The organism is Tenacibaculum sp. MEBiC06402 (assembly GCF_049239625.1).
In the GTDB taxonomy this organism is placed as follows: domain Bacteria; phylum Bacteroidota; class Bacteroidia; order Flavobacteriales; family Flavobacteriaceae; genus Polaribacter.
Genome location: NZ_JBMKKT010000079.1, coordinates 69,225 through 86,402 on the forward strand (window position 1 = coordinate 69,225; position 17,178 = coordinate 86,402).

At 31.7% G+C, this 17,178-nt stretch carries 13 protein-coding genes; 11 read left to right on the top strand and 2 right to left on the bottom strand.

Annotated elements, in window-relative coordinates:
• Positions 1–4 precede the first annotated feature (4 nt).
• Both ACOSP6_RS01485 and ACOSP6_RS01490 read left to right on the top strand, forming a co-directional pair.
• Positions 5–1,642 carry a glycoside hydrolase family 16 protein gene (locus tag ACOSP6_RS01485; RefSeq protein WP_422095691.1) on the top strand — a complete coding sequence of 546 codons (1,638 nt, stop codon included), beginning with the start codon at positions 5–7 and terminating at the stop codon, positions 1,640–1,642.
• 175 nt (positions 1,643–1,817) lie between these two features.
• On the top strand, positions 1,818–1,991 hold the full coding sequence (locus ACOSP6_RS01490) for a Lacal_2735 family protein (RefSeq protein WP_422092725.1): 174 nt from the start codon (positions 1,818–1,820) through the stop codon (positions 1,989–1,991).
• Positions 1,992–2,023: 32 nt separating this feature from the next.
• Here the strand turns inward: ACOSP6_RS01490 and ACOSP6_RS01495 are convergent, their stop codons facing one another.
• Positions 2,024–2,833: a tetratricopeptide repeat protein gene (locus ACOSP6_RS01495; protein WP_422092726.1), complete on the bottom strand. Its 810-nt coding sequence runs from the start codon at positions 2,831–2,833 to the stop codon at positions 2,024–2,026.
• A gap of 3 nt (positions 2,834–2,836) precedes the next feature.
• On the bottom strand, positions 2,837–3,397 hold the full coding sequence (locus tag ACOSP6_RS01500) for an RNA polymerase sigma factor (RefSeq protein ID WP_422092727.1): 561 nt from the start codon (positions 3,395–3,397) through the stop codon (positions 2,837–2,839).
• 94 nt (positions 3,398–3,491) lie between these two features.
• Here ACOSP6_RS01500 and ACOSP6_RS01505 point away from each other — a divergent pair, with 94 nt between their 5' ends.
• The 9 genes from ACOSP6_RS01505 (at position 3,492) to ACOSP6_RS01545 (ending at position 17,177) form a co-directional block, all read left to right on the top strand.
• On the top strand, positions 3,492–4,169 hold the full coding sequence (locus ACOSP6_RS01505) for a hypothetical protein (RefSeq protein ID WP_422092728.1): 678 nt from the start codon (positions 3,492–3,494) through the stop codon (positions 4,167–4,169).
• 26 nt (positions 4,170–4,195) lie between these two features.
• The gene (locus ACOSP6_RS01510) at positions 4,196–4,873 is read left to right on the top strand and encodes a hypothetical protein (protein ID WP_422092729.1); all 678 of its coding nucleotides are present in this window, start codon (positions 4,196–4,198) and stop codon (positions 4,871–4,873) included.
• A 48-nt stretch (positions 4,874–4,921) separates the two neighbouring features.
• Positions 4,922–5,557: a hypothetical protein gene (locus ACOSP6_RS01515; RefSeq protein ID WP_422095692.1), complete on the top strand. Its 636-nt coding sequence runs from the start codon at positions 4,922–4,924 to the stop codon at positions 5,555–5,557.
• Positions 5,558–5,713: 156 nt separating this feature from the next.
• The gene (locus tag ACOSP6_RS01520; RefSeq protein WP_422092731.1) at positions 5,714–8,266 is read left to right on the top strand and encodes a CHAT domain-containing protein; all 2,553 of its coding nucleotides are present in this window, start codon (positions 5,714–5,716) and stop codon (positions 8,264–8,266) included.
• A gap of 87 nt (positions 8,267–8,353) precedes the next feature.
• On the top strand, positions 8,354–8,530 hold the full coding sequence (locus ACOSP6_RS01525; RefSeq protein ID WP_422092732.1) for a hypothetical protein: 177 nt from the start codon (positions 8,354–8,356) through the stop codon (positions 8,528–8,530).
• A 149-nt stretch (positions 8,531–8,679) separates the two neighbouring features.
• Entirely contained in the window at positions 8,680–10,491 is a 1,812-nt protein-coding gene (gene pilV, locus ACOSP6_RS01530; protein ID WP_422092733.1) for a shufflon system plasmid conjugative transfer pilus tip adhesin PilV, read from the top strand.
• A gap of 26 nt (positions 10,492–10,517) precedes the next feature.
• Positions 10,518–11,054, top strand: coding sequence for an OmpH family outer membrane protein (locus ACOSP6_RS01535; protein ID WP_422092734.1), 537 nt, complete (start codon positions 10,518–10,520; stop codon positions 11,052–11,054).
• Positions 11,051–11,749, top strand: coding sequence for a hypothetical protein (locus ACOSP6_RS01540; protein WP_422092735.1), 699 nt, complete (start codon positions 11,051–11,053; stop codon positions 11,747–11,749). The genes ACOSP6_RS01535 and ACOSP6_RS01540 overlap by 4 nt, the downstream gene beginning before the upstream one ends.
• A 79-nt stretch (positions 11,750–11,828) precedes the next feature.
• Positions 11,829–17,177 (top strand): RHS repeat domain-containing protein, encoded by a 5,349-nt coding sequence (locus ACOSP6_RS01545; RefSeq protein ID WP_422095693.1) that lies wholly within the window; start codon positions 11,829–11,831, stop codon positions 17,175–17,177.
• Position 17,178 lies beyond the last annotated feature (1 nt).

Here is a 17,178-nt window from a genome sequence, read left to right on the forward strand (position 1 = left end):
AAAGATGAGATTAAAATATATATCAAGAGTAGTATGTATTGCTTTCATGAGTATTTTCTTCAACAGTTGTGAAGAGAAGGAATATGAGTTTGGTGATATTATTACTCCTTCAAATATCGATATTGTAGCTACCATAGTTGGTCAAGATGCTACCAATCCAAATGGAGATGGAAGCGGGACGGTTCATTTTGAAGCTACAGCAAGTAATGCACTTTCTTATAAGTTTGTGTATAATGGTTCGGAATCTGTAAAGCCTAATGGTCGTATGACGTATAACTTTAGCGAGTTAGGAGTAAATACATATACCGTTACCGTAATTGCAGTTGGAGCTGGAGGAGTTTCATCGAGCAAAACGATTCAGGTAGATGTATTGGCGTTGTACTCAGCACCAGATGATTTAAAGACGTTGTTATACGGCTATGATCCATCAAACCCAACGGCTGCAAGTTCAAAGACATGGCGAGTAAAAGGAGAAGTTGGCGGTCACTTTGGATTAGGTCCAGTTGGAGGAACTGTTTTTGGCGAATGGTATCAAGCAGGCGCAAATGAGAAAGCAGGAGTAGGAATGTATGATGATCGTTTTACCTTCCATTCAGATGGTACGTTTGAACATGTTACCAATGGAGATGTTTTTGGTCGTGTAAATTTAATAGATCAATTAGGAGGTTCAGGCGGAACAGTTGATGGAGCCGATGTACTGAATTATTCTTATGGCGATTATTCTGAGAATTGGACATTAACAGCCCCAGGAGGTGTTGAGACCTTATCCATCACAGGAACAGGATTCATAGGTTATTACATAGGAAACCATAGTTATGAAATCTTCAGTAGAAGCAATCCAAATGAAATGTCATTACGTATTACTGATGGTAATAATGAGTTTGATTGGTGGTTTGTAATAACTTCAGAAGATCCAGCACCACCTTCGGCACCTTATGTGTACAACAATTTAGTTTGGGAAGATGATTTTAATACTGATGGAGCGCCAGATGCTACAAAATGGACGTACGATATAGGAACAGGAACAAATGGCTGGGGAAATAATGAGGTTCAGTATTACACAGACAGAGCAGACAATGCTGTTGTAAGTAATGGAAACTTAATCATCACAGCCAAGAAAGAAGATTTTTCAGGAAGTGGTTATACATCAGCAAGATTAAAAACACAAGGACTTTACAACTTTACTTATGGTAGAGTAGAGGTAAGAGCAAAATTACCTGGAGACGCAGGAACATGGCCAGCGATATGGATGTTAGGTTCTAACTTCCCAACAGTTGGATGGCCAGAGTGTGGAGAGATTGATATTATGGAACAGACAGGAGCTGATAAGAACACAGTATTAGCAACATGTCACTGGTTTGATACTGGCAATAATATCAAGGCAGATTTTGGTCAAACCACATCGATTACCAATGCGGCATCTGATTTTCATGTGTATACCATGGAATGGACGGATCAGAGTATTACGGTGTATCTAGATGATGTAAAATATTACGAGTTAACAAATTCATCTTCATTGCCTTTTAATGATAACTTCTTTTTGATACTTAATATAGCAATGGGAGGAACATTAGGAGGAAGCATAGACGCAGGATTCACTGAGTCTACAATGGAAGTGGATTATGTAAGAGTTTATCAGTAGTGTAAATTAATTTGAATTAATGTGAAAAGATCCTCAACATTCATTGTTGAGGGTTTTTTTTGTAACTTTTTGTAAATCAGTTGTAAAATTAATTTTGTTTAAGTATATTTACTTTGTGTTAAACATTTTGTATTTGTTTAATTCTTCTAGTCATTAACTACTTAATTAATCTACTATGTTTACATTTTTCAAAAAGCCATCTATAGAAGATAAATTGCGTTCTAAATATGATAGATTAATGATTGAAAGAGATCAATTACTACGAATAGATAAAAGTCAGAGTAATCTGAAGTATAATGAAGCACAGCGTATACTTAACCAATTAGAGAGTTTACGAAATGCTATTTAATAACATCGTTCAGTCAATATTTTTTTGTATTCTTATTCAATTTTATTAAGTAACTCCTTTGCTTTCGAATAATTATAATTGCTAGAATTAGATGTTATTCCCTCTAAAGCCTTTCGAAGTAATTCTTTATTGTTTTGCTTAAGATATACTAATGCTTTGTACCATTTAGCCTTTTTTGCTTGCAATGATTCAGAATTTTCGAGTAGATTAAATTGCTCAATAGCATTTTTATAATCGTTTATTCCTAAATACGACAATCCATTATAAACATAACTTAAAGCATTCGTTGCGGTACTTTCAGAACTTATTTTTTGATATTCGTTAAAAGAAATGATAGCGTTTTTATAATCTTTGTTTTCAAAGTACTGTTGTCCTTCTACTAATTTGGAATCAGCGCTTTCACTTCTATTAACCAAAGATGGTAAGTTTTTATATTCTTCGTTAATAATACTTTCGAAATCAGTCCCATTACTTTTTATTGAGAAATAAGAAATTGTTGAAATCAGTAAAATAGAAGCCGCAACCGCTAATTTTTGAATAAAACTTTTACGAGAATAGGTTTCTCTGTTTTCAGCTATTACATCTGAAATGGTTTCCTTTACAGTTGCTAATTCATCACTTTTTAAGTACGATTTCATAGCTTTTGCTTTATCTGAATTTAAAGCAGTTCGATTTACGCTACTCCAGTCATCATCACTATAAATCGTTCGCATTTCTTTTTCAAAATTCAACGCAGAAGCCATCTCAGAGTTAGATGAAATTCTTTCTTCGAAATTCTTTTTCTCAGAATCATTCATGTCTCCGTTAAGATATCTGTCTATATCTTCTAAATATTCATTCATGGTCTAAATAAATTCTTTATATCTCACATCATTTTGAATGGCTTTGGTTAATTGCGATTTACAATTAAAAATTCGCTGCCTAACCACATTATCTGTTTTATAACCAAGTTGAATAACAATTTCTTTATAAGGAACTTTCTTAAAAAATAACTTAAGAAGTTCTTTACAATTTTCAGAAATACTATTTAGTTTATCCTGAAACAATTCCCATTTCTCTTGTTCTAAAGATGCCATTACCGTATCATCCTCCTCACTAACTAGTTCAATAACTTTTTCATTTGTTACCACCCTTTTTCTTTTATTTAATTCTCTTTTCCATAAATTACTGGCAGCAACATATAAAAACCCGTCTAAAGAACTGCTAATTTCAAATGGGTTTGTGTTATATCTGGTAATAACTTGAATTAATACTTTTTGAAAAATGTCTTCGGCATCTTCTCCGAAACCATTATTCTTCATTACATAGCTTTTTATCTTAGGAAAAACCTTTTGGTATAGTTCAGTTATAATCTCTCTATTTCCAGTAGCAAGTTCTTTTAATTTATCTATAGTGATGTCACTCATATACTTAAATATCAAAAAATATATTTAATTTTTCTACTTTTGCCATTAACATTTTAAAGGGTTGGGGAACTCAATAAATATAAAGCAAATTAAGATGAAAAAAATAATTGTACAAATTGCAATGGCAGCTTTGTTATTTACAAATATAAGCTGTTCTAGTGAAAAAGATGAGGTTATCGAAGAAGTAGTGACAGAAACACCTTCAAAAATTATTACTGAGTTACCTCAAAACGCTGTGAGTGCTGAAGAGTTTTTAAAAAGTAAAGGAATTGATGTTAAAAGCTCGAAAGAAAAGACTACTAACCAAACATCTTCTAATAACAGAGGATCTTTAGGCGAGGGAACAGGAACTTATATCAAGTTTTTTGTGGTATATCCGGTAGATTGGGATTACGCGAAAAGATTGAACTATTTGAACAATGTGAGTTCAAATACTATTAGACATATTTATGTAGAATTAAATATATGTGAATACATCGATACATGGTATGTTGAAGTATTAAGTTCAGATATTTTAATGAAGAATAAATCTAAAAATGTTATAGAGGCTTCTGCAACAAATACTGATATTGAAACAACAGTTTCTTCTGAGGATGATGGTCCTGGTGCACAGGAATCTACCAGTGGCATATACATAGATGAGTATTACTATCATTGTACAGATATTCTTTTACCTGATGAGTATTACGATCCAATTCTGCAAGATGGGCCAGGTTCGGGTGGTCCAGTTGGAGGTGGGCCAAGTAATGATCCAAATGCTCCTCAAGAGTAATATTTAACGTTTTTAAATAAGAAAGAATGGAAACAAAAAGAATAAATTATTTTTTTGTGATATTGGTTTTATTGACGAGTTTTTCATGCTCAAAAGAAAAAGACACCATTATTATAGAGAATACTACAGAAACAGCTTCTAATATAGTCATAGAGCTTCCAGAAAATGCTATAAATGCCAAAGAACTCTTATCTAACAAAGGAGTTTTAGCACAAAAAAAGATAGAACTTAATAGCGATTCTCAAAAAGAATTATTTGAAGGAGAACAAATAATTTATTACAGAAGAGTATTTGTAATCTACCCAATAAATTGGACTAGTTTTGATAGGTATACGTTTTTAAACAATTATATGGAAACTACAGGTAAAGATGTATATACTGCCCCAGATAATTGTGAGTACGTTGATACTTGGTATATTGAATTTTCAAGAGGTTATCCACCTTCAGGAACACAAAACAAGTCTAAAAATGTAATTGTCGCTACCAATACAAACGCTGATACCACAAATACCAACTCTACTGAGGATACCGATGGACCAGGAGCAGTTGGAGGAGAAGACAAAGAAGGGGAAGATATCTATACGTTTTGTGAAGATGTTCCATTACCACCTGAGTACTATGAAATTATTATTAAGGATGATACTAATGGAGGAGGAGATTTAGGAAGCGGACCAAATAGTGATCCTACATTACCGCAGGAGTAAATGAAAACACGACGAAGAATTTATATAGAAATTATGAAAAGAAGTTTTTTGAAATTATTTTTAGTAGCAACAGCAATAGTTACTTATGTTAGTTGTTCAAATGAAAAAGAAGAAGTTACAGAAGAAGAAATTATTATAGACGAAGTTGTTTTAAGTAAAAGCGAACTTCCGGAAAACGCTATTAGCGCAGAGGAATTCTTAGCTCAAAATGGAATTGTTTCCAAAAAAGAGAATAAGGCAAGTTTAAGATTTGAACCAACAACAAACACTGTTTTAGTTTTTGAAAGGTATTTTGTTGTTTATCCACCGGAATGGAAAATGTCAGATAGGTTAAATTATTTACAGTCAGTAAGAAAACACAGAGAAGTTTTTGTAGTAAATGATGATTGTGATTTTGTTGATACTTGGTGGATACAGGTAACGAGAATATATCCTCCAATGCCGAATAAACCTAAAAATGTTGTAGTTACGGCAAGTACTAGTGATACTGATTTAGACAGATTAGATGAAGAGGACGAACCTGGGGCAGCTGAAGGAAATGAATACCCTCAATATAGGTCATGTGACGAGGTTCCTTTATCAGAAATTTATGAAGGTGTTGTTTTTGACCCATTTCTTGATGGAGGAAATTTAATTTTTTCTGGACCATCAGGTGGTGATACCGTGAATACTCCAATTCAGTAAATAATTATTAAAGCACTAGACGAGTACGGGATAATTAAAACAATTCAATTTTTTAATTAAGTTTTTTAAATTAGCAAACTAATTAAATCAAAAAAATTGAATATCAATTATCTACATAAAACATCTAAAAAGAGGGAAAAATTACTTTTCCTCTTTTTGCTTTTTTATATCTACAGTTTTCAGGCACAAGAAATTTCCAAGCAGTTTGATTCTATTTTAGCATTACCAGGAAAGAATGTTGATAAGATACAAGCGTACTCCCAATTATTAAAGAAGTGGGAAGAAAAGAAGAATTACAAACAACTGGGAGACGATGCGCACGAACTAGCAAAAAAAATCTATAAGGAAGACATTGATAAAGCTATTTTTTACAATAAAGTAGGTATAAATGCTAAGGAAAAAGTAATTCCTTTAGATACATGTTCTTTAAAAACGAGTTTTTACAATGTTGGCTTTTATAATAAGAGAAAGAAAAACTTTAAGGAGGCTATTGAGGGATATAAAAAAGCTTTAACCTTTAATGATTGCAAAGATTTTGATAGGAAATCAAGGAAGTATTTAACCGTATGTTACAATGCTATTGCAAATGATTATTTTAATAATGAAGATTATTTCTATGCCGTCTCTAATTACGAGAAAGCTATAGAATTCGTTGATAATAGTCAAACAACCATATTAATCGATTTATATATAAAAGCAGGGACTTCTTATAAGTCTCTGCGAAGTAAAAAATCGGGAAAAAAAGCTTTGGAATATTTTTTTAAAGCAGAAGCCCTGTATTCACTTTTACCAAATTATAAAGAAGCAGATAAATTTGGGATATATTATACGATAGCTGGACAGTATTTTCAAAACGGTGATGATATTGAAAAGTCTTTTGAATATTATGATAAAGCTTTGGAATTAGTTGATAAGGTTGCTGCTACTGATGATTTAAAGCGTTTTTACTTTAATTTAGGATATACATATCAGAAGTACGATGAAGAAAAGTCGAAGAAGTATTATAAAAAATCCTTAGAGTACCAAGTTGAAGACGATGAATTTCGAAAAAAAACATTTTTCGGATTAGGTGAAAACGCCTCTATTCATGGAGATTATGATAATGCTCAAAATTATTTTTTAAAGTCTCTTTCTTTTGTTTTAGGAGAATCTATTACCAAAGAACCTGAGCATATCTCCACTGAAAGCCTAACGCAAATTCAAGATAAAGGTTTTTTGCTAGAGTTGTTTCGAACTCAAATGGAAAATTGGGATAGAATGATGCTCAAAAAATCGGATGATTTTATATCTAATCAAATTATTAAAAAAGCAAAACAAAGTGATGAGTTAATTAATTTAATGCTTAGAGATGATTTATCGTCCAATTCTAAATTATTACTTAGAGATTTAGCTTCAGAGGTTTATATATTAGCTTTAGAAGCTTGTTACAGGATTAATGCGGTAAAAGATGCATTCTATTTTATAGAAAAAAATAAAGCCTTATTGTTAATTCGAGATATACGAAAAGAGAAAGCCGCTAGTAAAGATTCATTAATTGATAAAAAAACTTATTTTTCAAACCCAGAGTTTTCCAAAATAATTACACCAGATGAGGTTAAACTAAGCAATGATCAGGTTGTGATTAATTATATAATGGCAGAGCGTTTAGTGGGAAAAATACCTAATGCTTATGGTCTTTATCTCTCGAATAATTATATGGAGTTATTTAAAATAGAGAAAGTAGATAAGTTAATTAGTAATATAACGGAACTTAGAAATAAGTTAGATAAGCCATTTGAAACAGAAAAGGATAAATCAGAGTATTTAAAAGTTGCAAATACTACCTACAACCTTCTAATTCCAGAAAGAATACAAGGTAAAATTCAAGGAAAAAAAATAACCATTCTAGCAGATCATATTATAAGTTTTGTTCCTTTTGAAGCTTTAATTCCAAATGCTGAAAAGTTCGAGTATTTAGTTTCATTGAATGAGATTAACTACGACTATTCGTTAACATTTAGAGAAGAAAACTCTAAAACTAAATTCAATGCTTCGAAAAACTACTTGGGAATCGCTCCAGTGGATTTTTCTGATAGATTAATCAGTTTAAAAAATACAGAAAAAGAGATAGAACTTGGAGAAAGTTACTATTCTGGAAAACTACTAATAGGTGAAGATGCTACAGCGAGTAATTTTAAGAAAATAGCTAGTAATTATAAAATCTTACACTTGGCCACACATGCAAATGCTTCTGATACCATAAATCCATGGATTGCTTTTCGAAATTCTAAATTTAAGTTGTCACAGTTTGATTCATTAAAGACAAAAGCGGATTTAGTAGTGTTAAGTGCTTGTAATACTTCTTTGGGTCAAATTGTTAGAGGAGAGGGAGTTATGAGTTTGGCAAGAGGTTTTTTTGCTTCCGGATCGAAAACGGTAATTCCTTCTTTATGGGAAGTTAATGATAAATCAACTACAAGTATAACTTCAAAATTTTATGAGAGTTTAAGTAATGGAGCATCAAAATCGGAAGCATTGCGAAAGGCAAAACTTTCATATTTAGTGAATAATAAGGATGCTGAAGCTTCTCCATATTACTGGGCTTCTTTAATAATTATTGGTGATAACTCTACACTGGAACCACAAATTGAATATACTTTTTACTTAAAGATTCTTTTATTTTTTGTGTTTTTATTACTACTCGTTTTTATGTGGTATAAGAAAAAGTAGATTTGATATTCTTTATAAAATAGTAACATTTTTGAATCAAGATGAACTCATTAGTAAATAAGGAATACTAATTTTAATTCAAAGAATATGTTAGACAGAAAAGAGTATAGACTACTAAGTAAAAATGAGTTACAAAACATTAAAGGTAAAGGAGGTCAAAAGACTTGGACTCCAGAACTACCAAAACCTTGCACGGGAGATTTAGATGGAGATCCTAATACTACTTGGGACAGATACTGTAAAAAAGGAGAAACAATTTTATAAACTTAAACTTACTTGTTTTCAAAAAACCACTCATCTTGAGTGGTTTTTTTGTAAAAAATAATTTTCCATAGTAACAATTTTTGTCTCAAGGGAACATCATAATAAATCCAAGTAAAATAAATACACATTTGTGTAAAAAAAGTAAGTAAATGAAAAAAAATACAATTGCATTAGTGTTAGTTGGAGTGTTATTATGTTTAAAAAGTAACGCTCAAGAATATGTGCAAACTACTTCAAGCAAATTTTATGAAAATAGAAGTTTTAGAACCTCAGGTAAGTTTTCTATTGGAGGGGCTGATACGGAAACAATAGGAGGTTCTCCCTTAAATATTCAAACACCATGGGGAAATTGGATGGCATTTGTAGATTCATATAAGAAAGATGTCTACGGATTTCATAACCCTAATAATGGAGGTAGAATGGAATTATTTATACATGACGGTGTTACGAAAAAGAATCAATTTGGAGTCTTTTCTGTAATGAGAAACGGTTATATAGGAATGGGAACAACCAGTCCGCTAGGGAGACTTCATGTAAAAGGAGATACTTATGTTGAGGATGGTTGGTTACGAATTAAAGGTCAACGAGGAGTTTTTTTTCAGGATTACGGAGGAGGATTTTATATGACTGATTCTAGTTGGATTCGTACCTATGGAAATAAAAATTTCTATCATAATACGGGAACGATGAGGACTGATGGAACATTTGAAGTAGGACCATCTGGTAATCGATTTAGAGTTAGAACAAGTGGTAATGTTGGAATTGGAAATGGTAATCCTTCTGAAAAGTTACATATAGAAGGAAATCTGTTGTTAGATTCATATAATTTAGGGAATGAAAAAGGGATTTTCTTTAGGGAAGGACATACTACAAATTACCCATATAATATTTCAATTTTAGCTTATGATCATTCAAATGGGGGTGTATCACCGGATGGATTGAGTATTAATGCATATGATGGAGTTAGTTTCAGCACAGGTGCAAATACTAGAAATGAACGAATGCGAATTCATTTGAACGGTAATGTAGGAATTGGAACAACAGCTCCTGCAGAGAAGCTACACATAAACGGGAGTATAAGAGGAAATGCAACAGGAGGAGCATTACGCGTAAAATCGGCTTATGGATATCTAGATTTAGGAGCTCAAAATACCTCATGGGCACATATTTATACAGATCGACCAAAAATTATTTTTAATAAAGATGTATATACTGTTAGTAATGGTTTTTCTTCTTACAACAACGATTTAATCTTAAAAACAAAAGGAACCGAACGATTACGTATAAACGATGTTAATGGGAATGTTGGAATAGGAACAAATAATCCTTCATCAAAATTGCATGTAAATGGAGATTTTTATATGAATGCAGGTGAGGGGTTTAGGTTGTTTGGAGACGTAAATTATTTTGGAGAATATAAAGATGGAGTTGTTTTTGAAATGCGTGATACTAATGCATCAGGAGGAACCACTGATGGAGGTTTTGTGTTTAGAGGATTTACTACCACAGATAACAGTAAAAAAGATTGGATGGTAATTAAATCAGGAGGATTGGTAGGTATAGGAACCACTAATCCAGATGCCAAACTAGCAGTAAAAGGGAAAATTCATGCGGAAGAAATAAAAATAGATCTTTCAGTTCCTGCGCCAGATTACGTTTTCTTGGAAAATTACGATTTAAAAACAATTGAAGAGGTAGATACTTACATAAAAGAAAAAGGTCATTTACCGAATATACCATCAGCAAAAGTTATGGAAAAGAATGGTGTTGAATTAGGATTGATGAACATGAAACTTTTAGAAAAAATAGAAGAGTTGACTTTATATACAATTGACCAAAATCAACAAATCAAATCTACAAAAAAACAACTTCAAAAGTTAGAGATAGAGAATAAGAATCTTGAGTCTCGATTAGCAAAATTAGAAGCTTTATTAATACTACAACAGAATAAAAGCAATTAAAAAAATACAATTAAAATTTAAAAACAATGAGTAAATTTTCTTTACCAATATCAGTCATAGCGTTAGCGATTACAATACTTTCATTCTTGTTTTTTAATTCATCTTCAGAATTAGTGTATGTCGATATTAATAAACTATTAGATGGTTATAAAAGAACAAAGATTGTTAAAGCAGAGTTTGAGAAAAAAGCAAAAACGATGAATGCAAATGTTGATAGTTTAATTACTAATTGGCAAACAGAGCTAAAAAACTACGAAAAAGAGCGCAGTAGAATGACAAAAAAGGAATTAAAACTTAAGCAGGAATTGCTAGCTAATAAGCAGCAACAAATAAATAATTACCAGCAAGCCATTCAGAAAAAATTAGCAGAAGAAGATAGTAAAGTAACCCAAACTGTTATAAATGATATTAATGACTTTATTAAAGAATATGGAAAAGATAAAGGATATAAAGTCATTTTTGGAGCAAATGGTAGTGGAACCATTATGTATGCTGAAGAATCATCTGATTTAACGGAAGAAGTATTAGAAGCTCTTAATTTAGAATTTGATGGGAAAAGATGAAAATAGTTGTAAAAACCGCAATAATCTTTTTGTTATTAATCTCATGCTCTAGTAAGAAATTTGATTCTCCTAAAGAGTTATTAGAGTTTTTAAGTCAACCAACAAATGGGTATTTATTCAAAAAGGAAATAAATAATGTTAATATTTCTTTATTGCTTAAACCTACAGATTTACTAGTAAAACAACATATATCTAATGAAATTTATAATAACTCAATAATTGATAGTCTAAGAAAGAAATATGAAAAATATATCTATTTCAATATATCGATATCATCAGGAGGTAAGGAGTTACTGAGTTCTATTAATAATAGGGAGAAATTTGGGGCTTTGGTTAATCAATTTGCCTTTGGTATGGATAAAAAAGTACACCTATTTACGCCTCAAAAAGATACTATTGCAATAGCCGATTATATATATCCAAGATTATATGGAATGAGCGATGAAACAACAATGTTGTTTGTTTATCCGAAGGAAAAAAAAGTGCTTGATGAAGAATATGTTAATATTACTATAGAAGACTTTGGTTTCCAAACAGGAGAGGTGAGATTTAAGGTTCCAACCAAAATAATACGAGAGGAATTAAAACTAAACTTTAAAGAGTTTTTTTCAAGTGAAAAGTATTCTAAGTCAATTAATATATTAATCAATTCAAATAATAAAACATCAAAATATAAATATGATGGAAAATTATAAAAAGAACAAGGGTTATAAACATACTAAACTGCATTTAATTTTATGTTTACTTAGTGTATTTATATTGTCGATAAAGAGTTTGTCAGCCCAAGGACCAACAGCGCCTGAGGCTACTGCTTTTGAACCTGTAGATGCAACCGACATGGTAAATCTTCTTACAGGAGATTTTACCTACGTATTACCATTGTTAAACGTACCAAGTCCAGAAGGCGGTTATCCAATATCTCTCTCTTATCATGCTGGTATTGCAGTTGAACAAGAAGCATCATGGGTTGGGTTAGGTTGGAGCATAAACCCTGGAGCTATCAATAGAAATGTTGTTGGGATTCCAGATGATTGGAAAGCGAAAAGGAAATATTCTCTTATTAATGATCCAGGAGGTGTAAGTAAATCTTATTCAGGAGGTGTATCAGTAGGTTGGGGAGGAGATGGTTTAAATACTTCAATTGGATTATATGCTAGTTATACAGAACAAAAGGCTTTTGGAGGAGAGAATAGTTATTCTTTTGATTTAGGAATTCAAGGCGGAGTTACTTTTGGTAAAGGCGATGTTGGAATTGGAGTAGGAGGTAATATAGGTTTAAGTGGAGTTGGAGTTAATGCAAGTATTGGAACAAATCAGAAAGGTGTAGGAGCTCAAAATTTTAGGTTATCAATTGGTGCTCAGCAAAGTTTTAGAGGTGATGGAGCTTCATATAATGCAAGAATAGGTTTTTCAGAAACTGGAAGTGTTTCAAACAATTCAGTTGGAATAAGTTTTAGTTCTAGATCAGGTTTAAGAATGTCATCTTCTTTTGCGGATGTTTCTTTAGGAGGAGCAGGGAACTTAAACACCTCGTTAAATTTTAATAATGATAATTTTGCTATTACAATTCCAGTTTATGCTGTTAATATTAATTTTTCATATAATCGAAGTCGCTATTGGTTGTATGAAAATGACTATACAACTTACAACGGGTCTTTATATGGAGGATATAATGATGAATTGCTTGAGGATGCTATTTTTGATGATAAAGTTGGCTTCGATAGTTATGAGTCTCTTTATAAAATTGATCGTCATGAGCAGTTGAGAAATGGAAACTTTATGAATCTTGGATATGATGGGTATAGTGTAAGCGGTCAAGGTATTTCTGGGAGTTTGAAGCCATATTTATTAGAAGAAAGTGTATTGTTTGGTCAAAGTCAAATGATATTATCTGGTAGTTGGGGAGAACCATCAGCAGGTGCTAGGTATTTTAATACTAATACCCAACATATTAAAAAACAAATTGATGATTCAAATAGAGATATTCATTTTTATTTTGATAATGAATTTTCTTCTTATTTAGAAGTAAACTCAAATGGATGGCATTTACCAACTAGTGGTTCACTATATAATGATATTTTTTACTTCAGGACTAAAGACAAAAATTTTGATCATTTATTAGAAGGGAAAAGTGGTTACAATTTTTCTAATAATAGAATGAGAAAATCAAACTATATAGAGACATATACAAATAAAGAAATTTTAGATAATCCCAATTTAATCATTCATCCAGAAACTTCAATTAACAGATATTCAAATCTATTTCCATCTGAAGGAATTGGCGCTTATAAGATAACTACACCTGATGGTAAAACCTACCATTACTCTATACCTGTTTATCAAAGAGAACAATTTTCGAGAATAGCTCCCAAGGATAAAAATATCGAAACTCATTTTAGTGAGCAGCAACAATTTGACCCATATGCAACACATTGGTTATTAACAGGTATCACTGGACCTGATTTTATAGATACTAATGGAAATAGAAAATTAGATAAAGAGGATAAAGGATATTGGGTTGCTTTTGATTACGGAAAATGGAGTGATGGATTTTCATGGAGAATTCCAGCTAGCGGAAATGAAGAAAATGATGAAGCAAAATCCTATTCTTGGGGTGTAAAGGATATATATTATTTAGATAGAATTTTTACAAGAACACATTCTGCATTATTTGTAAAGAGTGATAGAAAAGATAATTATTCTCATATAATCTCTGAGCGAAACGGAAACGATCCCAAAATTTACAGAGATATTCATATAAAAAGTTTTGTTAGAGGAGATGATGATAAAATTTACTTTAACGGTATTTATGATGATATTGAAGCTCCTTGGCCACAAGCGTATCATTATTTAGAGTCTTTTCATCATGAATATATTGATACAAAAAACAGAAAATCTTTAAAGCTTGATAAAATTATCATTGTTAAAAATGGTAATAAAAGTTTTTCGAAAAGTAATACCAATCAGAGTGCTCCAGTATCAGGAGGTAAGATTGAATTTAAAAAAGACCTTAAAGTGTATCACATTAATGGAGGAAATCCAGCAAGAACAAAAAATGGTATTGTTCACTCAAGAACTTGGAACACTCAACTATATAGTAAGGTTTTAGACGTGAAAGATTTAAGCACGAATTTTCCTGAAGTTGAAGGCAGTGCATTAAAAATTATAGAATTTGAATACGATAATTCTTTAGCCCCTTCAACACCAAATTCAATTGCTAGTAATAAAGGAAAGTTAACACTTAATAAGTTGAATATCAAAGGTAAAGGAGGGGTACAGTTGATTCCGCCTTACACTTTTGACTATTTCAATAAAAGCAAATCTTATAGTAATGATGTTAAAGATGACTGGGGTTATCATAAGGGATTCCCGATGACATGGAGTTTAAATAAAATTACCAATCCTACAGGTACTAATATAAATATAACTTATGAAGGAGATGTGTTTGAGAAGGAAGCAGCACTTACAAGACATTATTTTGATGCAAACTTAGAATTAAAATTCACAGGAACAGAAAATGGTTACAAAACTGTAGTGTTTAGAAATCATAGAAATAACACAAGTGCAGAAAATATCAATTTCAGAAACTATTTTAAAGAGGGAAAAACAGCCAAAGTAGATGTATTGTATTGGTTAAATCCTAGCCATAACGGAGATCATAGAGTTGCAGATGTAGCTGCTAATTGTTTAGTAAGTTCAGTTAGTAGTAATGAGGTAACCTTTGTATTACCTGTAAAGTCAACCAATACAAATGTTAGAAGAGACAATACATGCAAGAATGAGTATTGGACATTCTATCGATGGTATAACGAGGTAGTTGGAAATACTAGTGGTTTTGCAGGACAGTCTAGAGAGGGAAGTTGTACAGGGCCAGGAAATGGAAATCATAAGCTCAGGTTTAGAATAAACTCAAATACATCTTTCTTTAATAAAAGTGGAGGAGGAAACAGAGTAAAAGAGCTACGAGTTACTGCAGAAGGTAGTCAGCCTATAATAACAAGATATAAATATAATATTCCAGGCACAGGAACAAGTTCAGGAATAACGTCATATGCACCATCTAAAAAAGCTAAAGAAGTTGAATTTATTTCTGAGTTACCAGCACCTTTTGTAATGTATGAATATGTTCAAGTTGATAATTTATCCTCTACAGGTATTGTTAAATCAAGTGATCATTATCATTTTGATGTTTTAAAACCTATGACAAAAGGTGGGACAACTGATTTTCAATTAGGAGGTATGGTTCGTCTTAAGACCGATCAGAATGCTAATTATTCAGATGTATCAGTTAGTGGAGAGTCAGTTTCTATGAAATTTTTAAAGAAAACATTGATTGATCAAACTGCCAATATTGGAAGATTATTATCAAAAGAAAGTTTTAATAAAGAAAGGCAAATTCTTTCTAAGACTGTAAATTCTTATGCCCCACTCAATACTATAAAACAAGGTTTAGTTCAAGAAACTTTTAATAGTTATAAAAGAGTATGGAAATCAGGACAAAAAGATGAATATTTTTTAGTTTCCTCTAGCCGAATTAAGGTGCCAAGTGTTTTAAATAGTGTAACTGTAAGTAAGGGAGGATTGACAACTACTACCTTTAATGATAAATATGACTTTTTAACAGGGACTGTGCTAGAAACAAGAACGTTGTCTAGTAAGGCTAAAGAATTTCGAAACAAACACATACCAGCTTATCATATTCCAGACTACAGTAATAGTACGGGAGGATATAGTATGAGTGCAAAAGCAGATAATTCATCAAATAGAAATATGTTAAACCAGAATGCCGTCGTTTTAACTCAGTTCAAAGAAGGCGATGTTTGGAAAACTTTAAGTGCAGATATTACTACATGGAATAATGAATGGCAGTATAGAAATTATAAAGGAGATATAGCAAATACTGATAATCAAAATGAAGATGAAAAAATTTGGAGAAAGCATAAGACATTTCTTTGGAGGGGAGATGTAGCCTCTGATGGATCGTATATTGAATATACGGGAGATGATGATAATTTTAGTTGGAACGATGTTTATAGTCAATCAAATAATAAATGGCTAAATACTTCTACAATAAATCTATATGACCATTTTTCTGAACCTTTAGAAACTCAGGATATAAATGGAAATAAAATTAGCGTAAAAAAAGGTTATGGAGAGTCAAAAGTAATAGTGACTTCGGATGCAGGTTATAAAGAAATGTATTACTCTGGAGCTGAAGATTTAATTCAAGGCACTAATTATTTTGGAGGTGAAGTTGCTAAGGGTAGTAATGCGGTATTAACTAATATAGCTCATACCGGAAATTATGGAGTACAAATACCGTCATTTGGAGAAGCATTCATAGTTTATCCTAAGAAAGGAAAGTACAAAGTTTCTGTATGGATGTATAAGGGTAATGGTAGCAACTATATTAATGCAAGACTAATTGTGGGAAAAAATATAGTATATCCGAATTCTTCAGAAGTTATTTCTGCTGGTAATTGGGTGCAAATAAATTTTTATATAAATCAAGCGGTAGATTATCAGAAAGTACATTTACTTTCTTCAGACAAAGTAGTAATCTTTGATGATTTTAGAGTTTTTCCAGTTTCATCTTCAATGAATTGTTATGTGTATAATGATTGGGACGAACTTACAGACATCATTGGACCTAATGGATTGTCTACTAAATATGAATATGATGAGGCAGGTAGGCTGAGAAGAACTTTTGTTGAGGTTATGGATACTCCATCAATAATTGGTGGTTTTAAAAGAAATAAAGAAATAAGTTATAACCATAGTCGAGATGTTAATGAACCACATTCTCCACTCAGTATCAATCTTGGAGTAAGTAATCACAATGAAACAAATCACGTTTTAACTGCTTATGTAAGTGGTGGGTCAGGAGAATATGAATATAGATGGGCTATAAGTACTACTAATACTCCTGTTTTGAATTATGGAGATTGGACAGATACTAATACAAGAAATTTCAGTACTTATTGTGGTGATACAGGAAGGAGATATTATGGCTGTATAGTTAGAGATAAGGTTACAGGTATAACGGCAACTAGATTAGGTTCACATCAAAGAGGAAATTGCTCTTCAGAGGATGGTCCTTCCCCTATTGAAAATCAAAAATAGA